Annotated in this window: 19 protein-coding genes; 8 read left to right on the forward strand and 11 right to left on the reverse strand. The window is 69.8% G+C overall.

Going from position 1 to position 16,129, the window contains the following annotated elements; translation table 11 throughout:
- Positions 1-110 precede the first annotated feature (110 nt).
- From ACRAQ3_RS03595 to ACRAQ3_RS03605, 3 genes are all read left to right on the forward strand, one after another.
- On the forward strand, positions 111-1,151 hold the full coding sequence (locus ACRAQ3_RS03595; RefSeq protein WP_432255707.1) for an aldo/keto reductase: 1,041 nt from the start codon (positions 111-113) through the stop codon (positions 1,149-1,151).
- A gap of 62 nt (positions 1,152-1,213) precedes the next feature.
- Complete coding sequence (locus ACRAQ3_RS03600; protein ID WP_432255708.1) at positions 1,214-1,744, forward strand: lipocalin family protein; 531 nt, start codon at positions 1,214-1,216, stop codon at positions 1,742-1,744.
- A 3-nt stretch (positions 1,745-1,747) separates the two neighbouring features.
- Positions 1,748-3,247 (forward strand): carnitine 3-dehydrogenase, encoded by a 1,500-nt coding sequence (locus tag ACRAQ3_RS03605; protein ID WP_432255709.1) that lies wholly within the window; start codon positions 1,748-1,750, stop codon positions 3,245-3,247.
- A gap of 10 nt (positions 3,248-3,257) precedes the next feature.
- Here the strand turns inward: ACRAQ3_RS03605 and ACRAQ3_RS03610 are convergent, their stop codons facing one another.
- The 5 genes from ACRAQ3_RS03610 to ACRAQ3_RS03630 all read right to left on the reverse strand — a co-directional run bounded on the left by ACRAQ3_RS03610 (position 3,258) and on the right by ACRAQ3_RS03630 (position 6,156).
- Complete coding sequence (locus tag ACRAQ3_RS03610) at positions 3,258-3,908, reverse strand: NUDIX hydrolase (protein ID WP_432255710.1); 651 nt, start codon at positions 3,906-3,908, stop codon at positions 3,258-3,260.
- Complete coding sequence (locus ACRAQ3_RS03615; RefSeq protein WP_432255711.1) at positions 3,908-4,309, reverse strand: DUF983 domain-containing protein; 402 nt, start codon at positions 4,307-4,309, stop codon at positions 3,908-3,910. Before ACRAQ3_RS03615 ends, ACRAQ3_RS03610 begins: the two co-directional genes overlap by 1 nt.
- Positions 4,310-4,505: 196 nt before the next feature.
- Positions 4,506-5,078 carry a fasciclin domain-containing protein gene (locus ACRAQ3_RS03620; protein ID WP_432255712.1) on the reverse strand — a complete coding sequence of 191 codons (573 nt, stop codon included), beginning with the start codon at positions 5,076-5,078 and terminating at the stop codon, positions 4,506-4,508.
- Positions 5,079-5,173: 95 nt separating this feature from the next.
- Positions 5,174-5,881, reverse strand: a complete 708-nt coding sequence (locus ACRAQ3_RS03625; RefSeq protein ID WP_432255713.1) for an HAD family hydrolase — start codon at positions 5,879-5,881, stop codon at positions 5,174-5,176.
- Positions 5,878-6,156, reverse strand: a complete 279-nt coding sequence (locus ACRAQ3_RS03630; RefSeq protein ID WP_269396445.1) for a DUF3572 domain-containing protein — start codon at positions 6,154-6,156, stop codon at positions 5,878-5,880. The genes ACRAQ3_RS03625 and ACRAQ3_RS03630 overlap by 4 nt, the downstream gene beginning before the upstream one ends.
- A 70-nt stretch (positions 6,157-6,226) precedes the next feature.
- On the opposite strand from ACRAQ3_RS03630, the gene ACRAQ3_RS03635 reads away from it, so the two are divergent.
- Positions 6,227-7,636 carry a diguanylate cyclase gene (locus ACRAQ3_RS03635; protein ID WP_432255714.1) on the forward strand — a complete coding sequence of 470 codons (1,410 nt, stop codon included), beginning with the start codon at positions 6,227-6,229 and terminating at the stop codon, positions 7,634-7,636.
- On the opposite strand, the gene ACRAQ3_RS03640 is transcribed toward ACRAQ3_RS03635, so the two are convergent.
- Positions 7,633-8,688: a zinc ABC transporter substrate-binding protein gene (locus ACRAQ3_RS03640; protein ID WP_432255715.1), complete on the reverse strand. Its 1,056-nt coding sequence runs from the start codon at positions 8,686-8,688 to the stop codon at positions 7,633-7,635. The genes ACRAQ3_RS03635 and ACRAQ3_RS03640 overlap by 4 nt on opposite strands.
- A gap of 95 nt (positions 8,689-8,783) precedes the next feature.
- Here ACRAQ3_RS03640 and ACRAQ3_RS03645 point away from each other — a divergent pair, with 95 nt between their 5' ends.
- From ACRAQ3_RS03645 to ACRAQ3_RS03660, 4 genes are all read left to right on the forward strand, one after another.
- Positions 8,784-9,254 carry a transcriptional repressor gene (locus ACRAQ3_RS03645; protein ID WP_370158866.1) on the forward strand — a complete coding sequence of 157 codons (471 nt, stop codon included), beginning with the start codon at positions 8,784-8,786 and terminating at the stop codon, positions 9,252-9,254.
- On the forward strand, positions 9,251-10,015 hold the full coding sequence (locus ACRAQ3_RS03650; RefSeq protein ID WP_432255716.1) for an ATP-binding cassette domain-containing protein: 765 nt from the start codon (positions 9,251-9,253) through the stop codon (positions 10,013-10,015). Before ACRAQ3_RS03645 ends, ACRAQ3_RS03650 begins: the two co-directional genes overlap by 4 nt.
- Before the next feature lies 1 nt (position 10,016).
- Positions 10,017-10,814 (forward strand): metal ABC transporter permease, encoded by a 798-nt coding sequence (locus tag ACRAQ3_RS03655; RefSeq protein WP_432256255.1) that lies wholly within the window; start codon positions 10,017-10,019, stop codon positions 10,812-10,814.
- Positions 10,815-10,918: 104 nt separating this feature from the next.
- Positions 10,919-11,416, forward strand: a complete 498-nt coding sequence (locus tag ACRAQ3_RS03660; protein WP_432255717.1) for a CAP domain-containing protein — start codon at positions 10,919-10,921, stop codon at positions 11,414-11,416.
- Positions 11,417-11,422: 6 nt separating this feature from the next.
- Here ACRAQ3_RS03660 and dtd read toward each other — a convergent pair whose 3' ends face one another.
- The 5 genes from dtd to ACRAQ3_RS03685 all read right to left on the reverse strand — a co-directional run bounded on the left by dtd (position 11,423) and on the right by ACRAQ3_RS03685 (position 16,109).
- The gene (gene dtd, locus ACRAQ3_RS03665; RefSeq protein WP_269396451.1) at positions 11,423-11,866 is read right to left on the reverse strand and encodes a D-aminoacyl-tRNA deacylase; all 444 of its coding nucleotides are present in this window, start codon (positions 11,864-11,866) and stop codon (positions 11,423-11,425) included.
- The gene (locus ACRAQ3_RS03670; protein WP_269396452.1) at positions 11,863-12,777 is read right to left on the reverse strand and encodes a carbohydrate kinase family protein; all 915 of its coding nucleotides are present in this window, start codon (positions 12,775-12,777) and stop codon (positions 11,863-11,865) included. The genes dtd and ACRAQ3_RS03670 overlap by 4 nt, the downstream gene beginning before the upstream one ends.
- A gap of 76 nt (positions 12,778-12,853) precedes the next feature.
- Entirely contained in the window at positions 12,854-13,891 is a 1,038-nt protein-coding gene (locus ACRAQ3_RS03675) for a primosomal protein N' (replication factor Y) - superfamily II helicase (protein ID WP_432256256.1), read from the reverse strand.
- Between the two features lie 109 nt (positions 13,892-14,000).
- On the reverse strand, positions 14,001-15,122 hold the full coding sequence (locus ACRAQ3_RS03680) for an SPFH domain-containing protein (RefSeq protein WP_432255718.1): 1,122 nt from the start codon (positions 15,120-15,122) through the stop codon (positions 14,001-14,003).
- 21 nt (positions 15,123-15,143) lie between these two features.
- Positions 15,144-16,109, reverse strand: a complete 966-nt coding sequence (locus tag ACRAQ3_RS03685) for a DUF2927 domain-containing protein (RefSeq protein WP_432255719.1) — start codon at positions 16,107-16,109, stop codon at positions 15,144-15,146.
- Positions 16,110-16,129: the final 20 nt, after the last annotated feature.

Raw genomic sequence — 16,129 nt, forward strand, 5'->3', positions numbered from 1 at the left:
GCCCAAGGCCAGTGCGGCCTTGAACGCTTGCCCACCGGCCCAAGCCGCCCTACCTCTGCGCCTCGCGGACCGGGCGCGTGTGGCCCGGCAGGACGACAGGAAGGCCCCATATGAAGAAGATCCCACTCGGCCGCAGCGGCATCGAGGTCAGCGAATGGTGCCTCGGCACCATGACCTATGGCAGCCAGACCCCCGAGGACGACGCGCATCGCCAGCTCGACATGGCGCTCGATGCCGGGATCGATTTCCTCGACGCGGCCGAGATGTACCCGGTGAACCCGGTGAAGGCCGAGACGGTGGGCCGGACCGAGGAATTCATCGGCAACTGGATCGAGAAGAGCGGCAAGCGCGGCGCCTACAAGATCGCCACGAAGGCCGCCGGCCCCAACCCGGGCTGGGCCCGCGACGGCAAGGGCTATGATGGTGGCAATCTGCGCGAGATCGTCGAGGGCTCGCTGCGGCGGCTCAAGACGGAGGTGATCGATCTCTACCAGCTGCACTGGCCCGAGCGCGGCCACTACCATTTCCGTCGCTACTGGTCCTACGATCCCTCGGACCAGAACGCCGAGCGGACGCTTGCGCATATGGACGAGGTGCTCGGAACGCTGAAGGCGCTGGTGGCCGAGGGCAAGATCCGCGCATTCGGCCTGTCGAACGAGACCGCTTGGGGCACCACCCGCTGGATCGACCGCGCCGCGGCCATCGGCGGACCGCGCGTCGTCTCCGTGCAGAACGAATACTCGTTGCTGTCGCGGCTCTACGACACCGACATGGCGGAGATGGCGGTGAACGAGGAGGTGCTGCTGCTGGCCTATTCGCCGCTGGCCTGCGGGTATCTGACCGGCAAGTATCAAGACGGCGTGCCCGAGGGCTCGCGGCTGGCGATCAATGGCGATCTCGGCGGTCGCAAGACAGACCGGGTGATCGCGGCGACGCAGGCCTATCTCGACATCGCCGCGCGCCACGGGCTCGACCCGGTGCACATGGCGTTGGCGTGGCAGCGCACGCGGCCTTTCCCGATCTGCCCGATCTTCGGCGCGACCAACACGGATCAGCTCGAGCGCATCCTCGCGGGGCGCGAGGTGGTGCTGTCGGACGAGGTGGTGGCCGAGATCGACGCTGCCCACAAGCAGCACCCGCTGCCCTATTGAACCGAGAACCCCCGCCCGGCGCAGCCATGCCCGGGCGTCCCCTGCGACCCGAGGAGGGCACCGTGACCGTCACCATCCCATCGCAGGTCCGCCTCGCGCCCAGGCGGGCGCTTGCGGCATTGCTGTTGCTCTCGGCCTGCGGCGCGGCGGAGCCGCCAGTGCCCCCGCCAGTGTTCCGGACCGTGGGCGCGCCGATCGCCTCGAGCCTGCGCGGCAGCGCCTCCGATCTGAACGGCGACTGGATCGTCGCCGCCGCCTATCCCGGCGGGCCGGTCGCGCTTGGCGACCGGGTGACGCTGCGCCTCGACGCCTCGGGCGGCGGGGTCGCGCGGATCGCAGGGGCAGGCGAGGCACGGCTCGTGCCGGTGACGGCAGAGGGGCGCGGACGCTTCGATATCGGCGGCGAGCCCTGGTGGCTGCTCTGGACCGATGATGATTTCCGCACCGCGGTGATCGGCGCGCCGGGTGGCGAATATGGCTGGATCATGGATCGCCCCGGTCAGGCCGGAGCCGACCGGGCACGGGCGGCGCGCGAAATGCTGGACTTCAACGGCTATGACACCGATGCTCTGAAGACCGCACGGGAGGGCTGAACCATGGCGGCATCCGGGGCCAGAACGGCGGCGATCATTGGCGGCGGGGTCATCGGCGGCGGCTGGGCCGCCCGCTTCGCGCTGATGGGCTGGAACGTGCGCATCCATGACACCGACCGCGATGCCGAACGCCGCATCAACGAGGTGATCGATCGCGCCCGCGCCGCGATGCCGGGTCTGTGGGACGTGGCGCTGCCCGATGAGGGCAGGATCAGCTTTCACGACGACCTCGCCGAGGCGGTCGAAGGCGCCGAATGGATCCAGGAAAGCGTGCCCGAGCGGCTCGATCTCAAGCACGAGATCTATGCGGCGATTCAAGGCGCCTGTACCGAGGCCGCGATCATCGGCTCCTCGACCTCGGGCTTTCGTCCCTCGGAGCTGTCGGAGGGGGCGGCGCGGCCGGGCCAGATCGTCGTGGCGCATCCGTTCAACCCGGTCTACCTGATTCCGCTGGTCGAAGTCGTCGCCGGGCCCGGCACCGGCACGGCGCGGATCGACCGGATCCGCTCGACGCTGCGCGACATCGGTGCGCATCCCCTGTTCCTGCGCCGCGAGATCGACGCGCATATCGCCGACCGGCTGCTCGAGGCCGTCTGGCGCGAGGCGCTGTGGCTGGTCTCGGACGGGGTCGCCGATACCGCGGAAATCGACGATGCGATCCGCTACGGCTTCGGTCTGCGCTGGGCGCAGATGGGGCTGTTCGAAACCTACCGCATCGCCGGCGGCGAGGCGGGGATGCGGCAGTTCCTGACCCAGTTCGGCCCGGCGCTGAAATGGCCTTGGAGCAAGCTCACCGACGTGCCGGAACTGACCGACGAGCTGGTCGAGACGATCGCCAGCCAGTCCGACGCGCAATCCGGTCGCCGCTCCATCGCGGAGCTGGAGCGCATTCGCGACGCCAATCTCGTGGCGATCCTGCGCGGGCTCAAGGCGCGCGACTGGGGCGCGGGGCGGCTTTTGAACGCGGCCGAACGTCGGATCGGCGGCGCCGCCCGGAGCCTCGACGCGCTGTCGCTCACTTCGCCGCTGCCGACCGGCGCGCGCGCGGTGCCGCTCGACTGGAGTGACCAGAACGGCCACATGACCGAGCATCGCTACCTGCAGGCTTTCGGCGACGCGACAGATCGGTTCCTGGCGCTGGTGGGCTGCGACGACGAATACATCGCCTGCGGCCACAGCTACTTCACGGCCGAGACCCATATCCGGCATCTTGCAGAGGTTCACGCGGGGGCCCGGATCGAGATCGACACGCGGCTGCTTCTGGCCGAAGGCCGCAGGCTGCGGATCTTCCACCGGATGTGGGAAAACTCGCGGCTGGTGGCCACCGGGGAGCACATGCTGGTGCATGTCGATCTCGAAAGCCGCCGGGCGGTGATGCCGCCGTCGGAGCTTCAGGACAAGCTGGCACGCGTGGCCAAGGCGCATGCGCATCTGCCCGAGCCGGAGGGCGCGGGCGCCGCGGTGGGCCGCCCGCCCGAACGCCAGCCCGACCCGCAGGAGTGAGCCGCCGGGCTCAGCCGCGCATTGCGCGGGCCTCCATCGTGCCGTGATAAAAAGGCACCGGGCGGCGGGCCAAGGGATCGTCGAGCCGCGCCTGCAACTCGCGCAGCGCCAGCCGGGTGATGTCGGGCAGGTCGAGCGCGTCGATGCGCGCAAGCGGCACCCAGTGCAGATGCGCCAACTCGTCCTCGGCGCCCGAGAAATCATCGGGATCGCTTGCCAGCGCCGAGGCGGGGGCAAGAAAGAACCGCGCATCGAAGCGCCGCGACTGCCCCGGCGGCGTCACCGCGCGAAACATCGGCAAGAGCGGCGCGGCGTCGGGGCGGTGGCCCGAGCGGGCGAAGCCGCGCCAGCCCGGCGGCGCGTCCGGCCAATCGCCGGGTCGGCCGAGGATCTGCCCGGTTTCCTCCCAAAGCTCGCGGATCGCGCAGGCTGCCAGCGCCCCGGCCATCGGCCCCAGCTCCGCCTCGCGCTCGGGGCCAAGCGGGGCGTCCAGCGGCACGCGGGCATCGACCGGGTCGAGCGCGCCGCCGGGAAACACGTATTTCGACGGCATGAAGGCCGCCCCCGCGCCGCGCCGACCCATCAGCACCGTCGGGCCCTCGGCCATGTGGCGCAGCAGGATGATCGTCGCCGCGTCGCGCGGTGCCGCAGCGCCTTGCATCAATGCACCTTGCCGAAGCCGTGCATGCGCCGCGCCCACTGGATGCCGACCACGAGCCCCTTGAGGCGCGGCAACAGATAAAGCGACAGCGCCACGGCGACCACGGTCAGCACCGTCGCCATCACCAGAGGTTCGGGGCGAAACCGGGTGAAGCCGACATGGATCACCGGCGCGAGCAGGTGGCCGACGATCAGGATGGTAAGATAGGCGGGGCCGTCATCGGCGCGATGGTGGCACAACTCCTCGCGGCAGACCGGGCAACGGTCGACCACCTTGAGATAGCCTTGGAACAGCCCCCCTTCGCCGCAGTTCGGGCAACGTTTGCGAAAGCCGCGCAGTAGCGCGGGCCGCGTCGGTCGGTCCTCGGTCTCTGCGTTCGGCTGGGGGGGGTGCTCGCTCATCCGCGGCTCCTCGGGAGGTGGCGTCTTGCCCCTCACATGAGTGCTTCGAGAGCATTTGGAAAGACCATGCGCCGGGGTTGCGTCGCCATGCCGCGCGGCAGACCGGTGCCATATCGCGCGAGAGAGCCCGCCGCGTAACGTGCGGCGGGCTCGACGGCCGGAATGAAAAAGCCGATCCCGGCGCGCTGCCCGGGGGTTACTCGACGGCGGGGAGCAACACGGTATCGATCACATGGATCACGCCGTTCGACTGCTTGACGTCGGCGATGGTGACGCTGGCGGTGCGGTCCTGGCCATCGGTGATCATGATGGTGCCGTCCTCGCCTTCGCTGACGGTAAAGGTACAGCCGCCGACGGTCTCGACCTCGTGCATGCCGCCATCATCCGCGATCATGCCGGAGATCGCATCCGACATCGCGTTCGCCGCCACGACGTGGCAGGTGAGGATCTCGGTCAGCCGGTCCTTGTTCTCGGGCAAGAGCAGTTCTTCGACCGCGCCCTCGGGCAGCGCTTCGAAGGCGGCATTGGTCGGCGCGAAAACGGTGAAGGGACCCTCGCTCGAAAGCGTCTCCACCAGATCGGCGGCCTGCACGGCCGCGACAAGCGTGGTGTGATCGGCCGAGTTCACCGCGTTCTCGACGATGTTCATCTCCGGGAACATGGCGGCGCCACCGACCATCGGGTTGCCGGTTTCGGCGTGGGTCTCGGCCAGAGCCATGGTCGAGGTGAAGGCAAGCGCGGTGCCGGTGAGAATGGCCTTGAGGTTCATGATGTCGTCTCCCTGACGGTTCGGGGGGGCGTGCTTGCCCCCTCGTGACGCCAGCAGACACGGCGGTGCCGCGATGCCAGTTGCAACGCCCGACATCACGCTTGCGTGATCTCTCCCGCATCGAGCCAGTCCGGGAGAGCGCCGATATCGTCGAGCACCAGATCCGCATGCGGGGCCAGCGCGTCGCGCGGCGCCAGCCCGGTCAGGACCGCCACCGCCATCATCCCGGCGGCGCGGGCGGCCTTCAGATCGTGCAGGCTGTCGCCGATCATCGCGCAGGCGTCGGGCGCCGCGCCCAGCGCCTCGGCGCAGGCGAGCAGCTGGCCGGGGCCCGGTTTGAAACCGAAGCCGCTATCGGCCCCGGCGACGAAGCCGAACGTCGCGGCCAGACCGGCGGCGCCGATATGCGCGCGGGCGGGAGCCTCGGAATCATTGGTCACCAGCCCCAGCGCCACGCCGCGCGCCGCCAACTTGGCAAAGAGCGGCGCGAGCGGCACCGCCGGGACCTGCGGCGCCTCCGCCGCCCGCGCGTTCATCCGCGCGATCAGGGCCTGTCGGTCGCAGCCCGGAAGATGCTGCAGCATCGCATCGGCGATCTCGGCGGTGGTCGAGGCGATAACAAGGCTGTCAGGTGCGAAGCGCCCGGTTTCGAGGTCATAGCCGAGCGCCGCGGCGATCGCCGCGATTCGGACCGGGTCGCCCTCGGCCTCTGCCTCGATCAACCCGCGCGACCAGCCGCCCCAGGTGGCATGGAAGTCGAACAGCGTGCCGTCCTTGTCGAAGATCAGCGCGGTGGGCTTCATGTCCAGTTCATCCGCGACGGCCCCGCCAGCACCAGCATGGCGGTATGCGGCTCGTCATAGTCATACCCGGCGCCGTCGCAGAAGCTCGTGACCCAAGCGTCGTCCATGGTCAGGAACTCCAGCACCGAGGCCTGAAAGGCGGGTTCGGCCGCGCGGTCGCGCAGATCCTCCGCCGCGGCGCCGGTCGAGCCGAGAAAGACCGGCCACAACTCGTCATTGGCCGCGAGCCAGCCCAGCGCTCCCAGCGCGATCACCTCGGCACGTTCCCGCTTCATGGTTTTCCTCCGAAGGTATTGGCAGGGTTTTGTTAACTAATATTCCCGACCCTGTGACCGGGAGCGGGCGATGGGCCCGAACAAGGACATGCTCATGTCGGGTCGTATCCTGATCGTCGATGGAATCGCAACGCAAAGGCGCGCGCATGCCGCGCTTCTCGTGGCCGCGGGCTTCGAGTGTCTGCACTGCCCGGATGCGGCGGCGGCGCTCGCCCGGCTTCCCGATCCCGGGATCGACCTGCTGTTTCTGCCGCTGGACAATGCCGCCGATCCCGCTGAGGCCCGTGGCTTGCTCGAGCGGCTTCGCGCCGGGCCGGCGACGACGCGGCTGCCCGTGGTCGTGACCGGACGCTGGCCCGATCCGGGCTGCAGGTTGGCGCTGCTGCGCGCGGGTGCCGACGAGGTGGCCGAGGCGCCGATGCAGGTGGCGCTGCTGCAGGCCCGGATCCGCAACCTGATGCGCGCCCGCGATACCGAGGGCGAGCTGTCGCGCCGGGCCGCCACCCATCAGGCGCTGGGCTTTTGCGAGGCCGCTACGGGGTTCACCCCCCGTCAGAAGGTCGCCGTCATCACGCCCCGGGCCGAGAATGGAACGGCCGCGCGCCTTGGCCTGAGAGGGGCGACGCGCCGCATCGCACCGCAACAGAGCTTTGCGGCCGAGGCGGGAGAGGAGGATCTTTACGTGATCGATGGGGCGGCCTTGCGCGCCGAAGGGCAGCCGTCGCGCGAGCTGTTTCGCATCGTCGCCGAGCTGCGCAGCCGATCGGCCACCCGCCGCGCCGCGCAACTCGTGATGCTGCCGGAGCCGGGGCGCGAGGCGGCCATGCTGCTCGATCTAGGGGCGGATGATGTCGTGCCGGCCGGGGTGCTGCCCGAGGAGATCGCCTTCCGGGCCGCGCGGCTGCTGGCCCGGAAGGCGCTGGCCGATCGGCTGCGCGCGACGGAGCGGCAGGGGTTGCAGGCCGCGCTGACGGACGAGCTGACGGGGCTGTGGAACCGGCGCTACGCGCTGCCGCATCTGGCGCGGCTGATCGACGAGGCACGAAAGCGGCGGCGACCCATCGCGGTGATGCTGCTCGACATCGATCATTTCAAGATGGTGAACGACCGCCATGGGCACGCGGCGGGGGACAGGGTGCTGGCGCAGGTCGCCCGGCGCCTGCGCGACGGGTTGCGCCCCGCCGACCTGCTGGCGCGGATCGGCGGAGAGGAGTTCCTCGTGGCGATGCCCGAGACCAGCCTCGAACAGGCCTGCGGCGCCGCCGAGCGGCTGCGCCTGAAGATCCGCAACCAGCCCTTCGTCCTGCCCGGAGAGGGGCTGCCTTGCGAGGTCACCGTTTCGGTGGGCGTGGCGACGGGGCCGTGCCACGGCGCCCCGGCGACCGAGGCCGAAACGCTGATGCGCCACGCCGATGCGGCGCTCTACGCGGCCAAGCAGACCGGGCGAAACCGCGTCACGGTAAGCCCGAGCGCGGCCTAGCCGAGGCAGCTTTCGAAGGCTGCGGCCAGATCCTCGATCAGCGCCGGATAGAGATCGGGGCCAGGCTCGAGCCGCAGCCCGTCGGGATCGGCCATGGCCGTCTTGGCCTGCGTGTTCTCGCGCAGCAGCGCCACGAGTTCCGGCGGAGTTTCGGGATCGGTCAGGATGCAGGTGATGCTCCCGGCCTCGATCATCTCGCGCAGCGCCGCGAGCCTAGCCGGCCCCGGAGCCGAGGCGTCCGATAGCGAGACCGCCCCCGTTGCCGGCAGGCCGAAGCGGCGCTCGAAATACTGATAGGCGTCGTGCGGAACCAGGTAGGGGCGCCCGGACAGCGAAGCCAGCCGCTCGGAGATGTCCGCGCCAAGATCGGCATCCGCGGCGATCGCGGCGGTGGCATTGTCGCGGTAGAGCGTGGCATTCTCCGGATCGATCTCGGCCAGCGCCTCGGCCAGCCGCGTCATCCAGACCGCCGCAACCTGCGGGTCGAGCCAGGCATGCGGGTCCGTGTCGCCTCCGGCATGCTCGCTCGTCTGCGTCATCTCGCCGTCACGCGCGTGGTCGTCGCCGTGGTCGCCCTGCGGGTCTTCGACGTGATCGGCATGCTCGCCGGCCTCTTCATGCTCCTCGGCTTCCTCGTGCTCGCCAGCATCATGATCGTCGTCATGCGCCGCATCTCCATGACCATGCGCGGTTTCGAAGGCCGGGTCCTTGCGTAGCGGCAGCCGCTCCCAGCCATCGCTGTCGAGCATGGCCAGTGTTTCGGCTTCGGGCGCCAGCGCCGCGAGGCTTTCGGCCAGCCAGGGCACGAGCGCCGGACCGGTCCAGACCACCATGTCCGCCTGCGACAGATGCCGCGCATCCGAGGGGCGCAGCGCGGCATCATGGGGCGAGACGCCCGGCGGCAGCAACAGCTCGGGCGTACCGGCGCCAGCCATGACCCGCGCCACGAGGCTGTGCAATGGCGCGGTGTCGACCACCACGCTCGGCGTCTCGGCAAGCGCGGGGGAGGTGGCGAGGGCGAAGGCGGCGGCGACGGGGAGGGTGGGGCGCATGGGGAACCTCTTGTGCATCCGGTACTCGGAGGCTATGCGCTATGTTATAACGTAACAGATGGTCAAGACCCGTCATCGGGATAAGGGAGGCAGTCATGGACGGACCCGGTTTCGCTTGCGGCGATCACGCGGCCTGCATCCGCGGCGCGCTCGGGGCCGCCGAAGCGCGCTGTGCCGCGGACGGCGCACGGCTGACCCCGCTGCGTCGCCGCGTGCTCGAGATCCTGCTGGAGGGGCATTCGGCGATGGGCGCCTATGACGTGCTCGCCCGGCTCGATGCCGAAGGGTTGGGCTCGAAGCCCCCCGTGGCCTACCGGGCATTGGGCTTTCTGGTGGATCACGGGCTTGCCCACAGGATCGAGCGGCTTTCGGCCTATGTCGCCTGCGCCCGCCCCGGGACGACGCATGCGCCCGCCTTCCTGATCTGTCGCGGCTGCGGTGCGGTGGCCGAAACCCAAGGGGCGGAGGGCCTGTCCCGGCCGGCGGCCGAGGCGGGTTTCGTGATCGAGCAGACCGTGATCGAGGCCGAAGGACTGTGCCCCGCCTGCCAGGGCCCCGCGGCATGAGCCCGTTGATCGAGGCGAAGGGACTGGAGTTCGGACCGAAAGCCGCGCCGGTGCTGCGTGACGTGTCGCTCCGGGTCGATCCGGGCGAGATCGTCACGCTGGTGGGGCCGAACGGCTCGGGCAAGAGTACGCTGTTGCGATTGATGATCGGCGCGCTGGCGCCGCGACGCGGCATGGTGCGCCGTGCGCGGGGTCTGCGTATCGGTTACGTGCCGCAAAGCCTCGTGCTCGACCCATCTCTGCCGATCACGGTGCGGCGCTTTCTCGACCTGCCGCACCGGGTGGGCGATGCCGAGGCCGAGGCGGCGCTGGCGCAGTCCGGCGCTGACGGAATCGCGCACAAGCAGATGGCCGCGCTGTCGGGCGGGCAGTTCCAGCGCGTGCTTCTGGCGCGCGCGGTGCTGAACCGGCCGCAATTGTTGATCCTCGACGAGCCGACGCAGGGTCTCGACCAGCCGGGGCAGGCGGCTTTCTACCGCCGGATCGCGGCGCTGCGCCGGGAAATGGGCTGCGCGGTGCTGATGGTCAGCCACGAGTTGCACGTGGTGATGTCGGCCTCCGACCGCGTGATCTGCCTCAACGGCCATGTCTGTTGCGAAGGCACGCCCGAGGTGGTCTCGGCCGCGCCCGCCTATCGCGAGCTGTTCGGCACCGGCACCGGAGGCCAGCTGGCGCTCTATCGTCATGAGCACGACCACGCCCATGAGGGCGGTGGCGCCGCGCATCATCATCACCACCATCATCATCACGCCGAGGGCTGACATGCTCGATGACTTCATGATCCGCGCGGGGCTCGCCGCGCTGGGCACCGCATTGGCTGCGGGTCCGCTCGGCTGCTTCGTGGTCTGGCGCCGCATGGCCTATTTCGGGGATGCCACGAGCCACGCGGCGATCCTTGGCGTCGCGCTGGCGCTGGGGCAGGGGCTGTCGGTGTTTCCCGGCGTGCTTGGTTCGGCACTGGCGATGGCGCTGGCGGTGCATGCGCTCGCAGGGCGCGGCCTCGCGCATGACACGGTGCTGGGGGTGCTGTCGCACGGCGCGCTGGCGACGGGGCTCGTCGCCGTGGCCCTGACCGGGGGCGTGCGCGTCGATCTGGAGCTATACCTCTTCGGCGACGTCCTCACGGTGACACGCGGCGACCTCGCCTGGATCTGGGGCGGGGCGGCGCTGGTGGTGGGTGTGCTGGTCTGGCGCTGGCGCCGCTTGCTCACGGCGACGCTCTCGCCCGACCTCGCCCATGCCTCGGGCATTGCCCCGCGGCGCGAGGCGCTGGTTCTGACCCTGCTCCTCTCTGCGGTGGTGGCGGTGGCGATCAAGGTGGTTGGCGCATTGCTGATCACCGCGCTCCTGGTGATTCCGGCCGCGGCTGCGCGTGGCGCCGCGCGCACGCCCGAGACCATGGCTCTCTTGGCGCTCGCGGCTGCGGCGGTGTCGGCGCTGGGCGGACTTCAGGTCGCGCTGTGGCTCGACACCCCGGTCGGCCCCTCGATCGTCTGCGTCGCCGTGGTGCTCTTTGCCGGCAGCCTGCCGCTCAGGGTGCTCAGGGCTGTGCGCGGATGATCGCCGGCGGCTAGGCAAAAAACCGGCTCGCCTTGCCCTTGCCACAATCGATCTGCGACCTAGCGCGAAAACGTGTCTGAGGAGAGCAGATGAAACGATACATCATGGCCGCGGCCCTGGCCGCGCTGCCCGCGCTCGGCTTTGCGCCCGAGATCACCGGTTTTTCAGCCAGCACCGCCAGCGCCGCATCGAGCGGCTGCGCGCTTCCCGCCGAGGTGAATGCCAAGGCGACGCGGATCGCTTCCGGCCTAAATGCCTTTCGCGCCTCTCAGGGACTCGGCCGGGTCACCCATGACCGGGACCTGTCCAAGGCTGCGCAGGTTCAGGCCTGCGATCTCGCCCGCACCGGGCAGTTCGGGCATCGCGGCAGCGACGGTTCCGATCATCGCGTGCGGCTCGAACGCACCGGTTACTGCGCCGGTGTCAGCGCCGAAAACCTGGCCTGGGGCTATCCCCGCGCGAACCAGATCATCACCGGCTGGCAGGGCTCGCCTGGCCACCGGCAGGTGATGGAACTCGACCGCGCGCGCGAGTTCGGCGTCGGCATCGCGCAAGGCGCGAAGGGCCCGGTCTGGGTGCTGGTGATGGCGCAGCCCTGCTGAGACGGCTCAGCCGGTGATCTCCAGCGGGATGGTCACCGGCCCGTCATTGACCAGCGCCACCTTCATGTCGGCGCCGAAGCGCCCGGTCTCGACCGGCACCCCGAGCGCCGCCAGTTCCTCGGCGAAAGCGGCATAGAGCCGTTCGCCGATCTCCGGCGGCGCGGCCGTGGAAAAGCCGGGCCGGTTGCCGGTACGCGTGTCGGCGGCCAGGGTGAACTGGCTCACCACCAGCGCGCCGCCACCGATGTCGAGCAGCGAGCGGTTCATCCGCCCCGCCTCGTCGCGAAAGATCCGGAGCTTGGCGACCTTGTTGGCCAGCTTGGCGGGCAGGGCGTCGCCGTCGCCCTGCATCGCGCAGACCAGCACCAGCAGCCCCGGACCGCAGCGGCCGATCACCTCGCCATCGACGCTGACGCTGGCTTCCGAGACGCGCTGGACCAGTGCCTTCAAAGCTCGTGTTCCCAGGGCGGGTTGGCGCCGGGGCGGCTGACGGTGACCGCTGCGGCGCGGGCGCCGAGGCTCAGCGCGTCGCGAATCTCGTCCTCGTCGAGCGTCGCGACATCGGCCTTGTTGAGCAGACCGGCGCGGTGCAGGCTCGCCAGCACCCCCGCGTTGAAGGTGTCGCCCGCGCCGACCGTGTCGGCCACCTGCACCTTGGGCGCGGCGGCGCTGACCACATGCTCGGCGGTATAGCCGGTCGCGCCTTTCGAACCCTCTGTGATGCAGACGAGCTTCGGGCCCTTGGCCAGCATCTGGCGCGCGAGGTCGGCGGTATCGCCCGCGCCTTCGAGCCAGTGCAGATCCTCGTCAGAGACCTTCACGATGTCGGCGCGCGCGATCATCCGCTCGATCCGGGCGCGGTAGGCGGCCTCGTCGCGGATGAAGCTCGGACGGATATTCGGATCGAGCATGGTGACGCGGGTGGCGCTTTCGCGCGCCTGCAACGCCTCGTAGGCCGTGGCGCAGGGCTCCACCATCAGCGAGATGCCCCCGAAGAACAACGCCTCGGCGCCGGGCTCGGGCAGGTCGTCCTCGGTCAGCATCCGCCCGGCGGTGTTCTCGTCATAGAAGCTGTAGCTGGCATGGCCGTCGGTCAGCTTGACGAAGGCCAGCGTGGTCGGACGGTCGGAGATATGCGCGGGAAAGCTGTCGACCTTCGAGGCTTCGAGCGTCTGGCGCAGGATATCGCCGAACATGTCCGAGGAGATCCCCGAGAAGAAACCGGCGGGCGCGCCGAGGCGGCCGAGCGCGATGGCGGTGTTGAAGACCGCGCCGCCCGCATAGGGGGCGAAGGCGGTCTCGCCCGCCTCGGTGCGGCGGGGCAGCATGTCGATCAGGGCTTCGCCGCAGGCGAGGATCATCGGGTTTCCTTCCGGATCTTGGGGCTTCTCGATCGGCGCGGACAATGCCGCCCGACGCCGGGTCATGCAAGCGCGCTCACTGGTTGAGATAGCCCAAAGCGGCGAGAATCGCCGCCAGGACCAGCGCCGCGAGCACCGCCAGCGCGATCTTCCACTTGGAATAGGGCCGCGCGCCCTGAACCTTGCCTGACCTAGCGTTGACCACGAAGGCGTAGCTCTGGCCGCGGTAGCGGTAGGCGGCGGTCCAGACCGGCAGCAGCACGTGCTTGAAGGTCACGTCCGAGATCCGCGTCTCCAGCGCCTCGATCCGCTGCTGGTCGCCGCCGATGTCGCGGCGCACGTCCGAGCGGATCACCTCATCCATGATCTGGCGCGCCTCCTCATAGGCGGCGTCGAGCTCGACCTGATAACCCTCGGCCATGAAGCCCGCCACGAATTCCGGCCGGTAGGGGGTGAGCGCCGGCAAATCCCATGGTCCGAGCGCGTCGGTATGCGCCTTGGGCAGCGATTTCGAGCCGAGCACGAGGATGTCGTCGAAGAACCGCGCAACCCGGCCGCGCACGCGTCTCCAGCGGATGCGCGGCTCGCTCACCTGCGTGGGCTTGCCGTCGCGCATCACGGTGCGGGTGACGTAGTAGGTGTCGCCGCGCTGGCCGCGATACTCGCTCCGGGTCTGCGCGTCGAAGGTCCAGAACGGCACGTAGATGCCGTTCATCCGCCGCCCCTTGCGCGCGTATGCCTTCAGCCCGTTCGGCGCGAACCACAGGCTGCCAAGCCAAGCCGTCAGCGCCTCGTGGGCGCGCGCCTCGTCGATCTCGAAGGGCAGGAGCGCGCGCGGCTTGATGTGGCGGTGGGTGCCGGTATCTGCGACCACGGCGGTGTCGCAGTAGGGACAGCGGGTGGCATGAGTGCCGGGCGCGAATTCCACCTGTGCGCCGCAATTGGGACAGGAGGCGGTGCGCGTCTCCTCGATTTCCGACACCGGCACGTCGCCGCGCCGGGCGCTTTCGAAGTCGATCTCGCGGGTGGCGTCCGGATCGCGCAGCGGCGCGATCGCCTCGCGGTGGCCGCAATGGGTGCAGGCCAGCTCGGTGGTGCCGGGGGCGAAATGCATGTCGCTGCCGCAGACCGGGCAGGGAAAGCGGTGCTCCTCGATCACGCCGCCGGGCGCGGAGCGGGATAGGTTCGGAAGATCACTCACGCGGGGCGGCTCACGGGTCGGTTCATGGGGCGGGCGGCGGAGGCGGGGGCATCACGGTGAAGAGCTGCGCCAGCTCGTCGACATCCTCGGCGCGCTTCCAGCCATCCTGGCCGGCGGTCCAGACGAAGGTGTCGCGGGTGAAGCCGCCCTCGGTCACCATCCGTCCGAGCCGTGCCTTGGAGAAGGGACCCGAGGTCTGCCCGTCCCTGGCGAGGTGCCACACATGCTCGGCCGGCGGCGGCGGGGGAGGCGGCGGCGCGGCCTGGGGTTGCTGCTGCGGCGCCTGCGCTCCGGGCATCGGCCCCCACGGGCCCTGACCCGCGACCATGCCCATGCCAAAGCCCATGCCCGCGCCCATGGTGCCCGACGGGTTGGCGGCGGCGGTGGTCATCGCCTCGGCCGCGGAATACTGGCCGAACCGGCCGAGATCGCCGACGATGCCCATCGAGGTCCGCTTGTCGAGCGCGCGCTCCACCGCTTCTGGCAGCGAGATGTTCTCGACGTAGAATTCGGGAATCTCGAGCCCGTACTGGGCGATCACCGGGGCGATGGCGTCACGGACGACCTTTCCGAGATCGCCGGTATTGGCCGCCATGTCGAGCACCGGGATGCCCGAACCCGCCAGCACGCGGCTCGCCTCCTGCACCACGATGTTGCGGATCTGGTAGGAGATCTCCGAGGTGGTGAACTCGCCATCCGTGCCGACGATCTCGCGCAGGAACAGGGCCGGGTCCTTGACCCGCATCGCGTAGGAGCCGAAGGCGCGCAGCCGCACCGGCCCGAACTCCGGATCGCGGCACATCACCGGGTTCTTGGTGCCCCATTTCTGGTTGGTGATGCGGGTGGTGTTGACGAAGTAGACCTCGGATTTGAACGGCGACCGGAACCCGTGGTCCCAGTGCTGCAGCGAGGTCATGATCGGCATGTTGTTGGTCTCGAGCATGTAGAGACCGGGTTTGAACACGTCGGCGAGCTGGCCCTCATGCACGAAGACCGCGGCCTGTCCCTCGCGCACCGTCAGCTTGGCGCCGTACTTGATCTCGTGGCCCTCGCGCTCGAAGCGCCAGACCATGGTGTCGCGGCTGTCATCGGTCCAGTGGATGACGTCGATGAACTGGCCGGAGAGAAAATCGAGAATGCCCATGGGTCGTCTCCCGTGTTGCGCTCAGGCGTTGCCGCCCAGCAGTTCCGCCGCGATCTCGCGCGCGATGGGCGCGGCCTCGACGGCGCTCATGCCGGGCTTGAGCCGCCGGTCGTAGAGCATCTTCAGAAGCAGCTCGTCATGCCGTGTCAGCAGGCCGAACTCCTCGTCGTCGTTGAAGATCGAGGGCCGCGCCTGCGGGCTGTCATTGGCAAGCCCCATGCCCTGCGCGAGCTCCTCGTGAATGCAGGCGAGGCGCAGCATGTCCGGGTGCTCGCCCCGGATCAGCGCCACGGCGCGGCTGTAGGTGTTGCCGCCATCGCCGGAGAAGGCAATGACGAGGCACAGCGTCGAGCGCGGCGGGTTGAGGAATGCCCGCACCGAGCTTTCCGCGATCCCGGGCACCATCCGGCGCAGCCGCTCCTCGTAGCCCCGGCGGTCGTCCTCGTTCAGGATCAGCACCGAGAAATTGCCTTCGCCCGCGGTCTGCGAGATTGGCACGCCGGTGAGCCGCGACAGGCGCGCGGCATAAGCCGCGACGGCGTTGCGGTCGCGCACCCGCTGCTTGGCCGGGACGGTTTCGCCGAACTGCACATCCATGCGGATCGGGCTTTCCCAGCGCCGCAGACGGCTCATCGTCGCCTCGGCGCGAAGGTCGGGGCCGTCGGCCACGTATTCGTCGAACAGCGCGATGCGGATGAAGTTGCGCGCCAGCATCGTGTCGGTGAAGGGCGTGTCGGGTCCGCCGCCATCGCCGCGGAGCAGCCCCTGGGTGACCAGATCGGCCTGCAGCTTGGCATAGTGCTGGCTCAGCGCCTGGCTGGTGGTCGAGCGGACCGGGTCGGGGGTGTTGGCCGGACGCGCGGGCGGCGGCGCGGCGACGGTGGGCGCGCTGACGGCGGGCAGCTTGGCCACCGGCTGGTTGCGCGGCGGCGTCACCGGCACGAGTTCGACCTCGGGCGCGCAGCTCGCCGCGAATGCAAGGGCCATGACCCCGTAGACCAGCCTGA

It is taken from the genome of Limimaricola sp. AA108-03 (assembly GCF_050847355.1).
In the GTDB taxonomy this organism is placed as follows: domain Bacteria; phylum Pseudomonadota; class Alphaproteobacteria; order Rhodobacterales; family Rhodobacteraceae; genus Limimaricola.

Coding starts and splice junctions, on each gene's coding strand:
- ACRAQ3_RS03660 (WP_432255717.1), top strand. CDS start 10,919: ATGGCCGCGGCCCTGGCCGCGCTGCCCGCGCTCGGCTTTGCGCCCGAG.
- ACRAQ3_RS03685 (WP_432255719.1), bottom strand. CDS start 16,109: ATGGCCCTTGCATTCGCGGCGAGCTGCGCGCCCGAGGTCGAACTCGTG.
- ACRAQ3_RS03675 (WP_432256256.1), bottom strand. CDS start 13,891: ATGCATTTCGCCCCCGGCACCACCGAGCTGGCCTGCACCCATTGCGGC.
- ACRAQ3_RS03615 (WP_432255711.1), bottom strand. CDS start 4,309: ATGAGCGAGCACCCCCCCCAGCCGAACGCAGAGACCGAGGACCGACCG.
- ACRAQ3_RS03620 (WP_432255712.1), bottom strand. CDS start 5,078: ATGAACCTCAAGGCCATTCTCACCGGCACCGCGCTTGCCTTCACCTCG.
- ACRAQ3_RS03605 (WP_432255709.1), top strand. CDS start 1,748: ATGGCGGCATCCGGGGCCAGAACGGCGGCGATCATTGGCGGCGGGGTC.
- ACRAQ3_RS03630 (WP_269396445.1), bottom strand. CDS start 6,156: ATGAAGCGGGAACGTGCCGAGGTGATCGCGCTGGGAGCGCTGGGCTGG.
- ACRAQ3_RS03645 (WP_370158866.1), top strand. CDS start 8,784: ATGGACGGACCCGGTTTCGCTTGCGGCGATCACGCGGCCTGCATCCGC.
- ACRAQ3_RS03610 (WP_432255710.1), bottom strand. CDS start 3,908: ATGCAAGGCGCTGCGGCACCGCGCGACGCGGCGACGATCATCCTGCTG.
- ACRAQ3_RS03635 (WP_432255714.1), top strand. CDS start 6,227: ATGGGCCCGAACAAGGACATGCTCATGTCGGGTCGTATCCTGATCGTC.
- ACRAQ3_RS03650 (WP_432255716.1), top strand. CDS start 9,251: ATGAGCCCGTTGATCGAGGCGAAGGGACTGGAGTTCGGACCGAAAGCC.
- ACRAQ3_RS03595 (WP_432255707.1), top strand. CDS start 111: ATGAAGAAGATCCCACTCGGCCGCAGCGGCATCGAGGTCAGCGAATGG.
- ACRAQ3_RS03640 (WP_432255715.1), bottom strand. CDS start 8,688: ATGCGCCCCACCCTCCCCGTCGCCGCCGCCTTCGCCCTCGCCACCTCC.
- ACRAQ3_RS03670 (WP_269396452.1), bottom strand. CDS start 12,777: ATGATCCTCGCCTGCGGCGAAGCCCTGATCGACATGCTGCCCCGCCGC.
- ACRAQ3_RS03655 (WP_432256255.1), top strand. CDS start 10,017: ATGCTCGATGACTTCATGATCCGCGCGGGGCTCGCCGCGCTGGGCACC.
- ACRAQ3_RS03625 (WP_432255713.1), bottom strand. CDS start 5,881: ATGAAGCCCACCGCGCTGATCTTCGACAAGGACGGCACGCTGTTCGAC.
- ACRAQ3_RS03680 (WP_432255718.1), bottom strand. CDS start 15,122: ATGGGCATTCTCGATTTTCTCTCCGGCCAGTTCATCGACGTCATCCAC.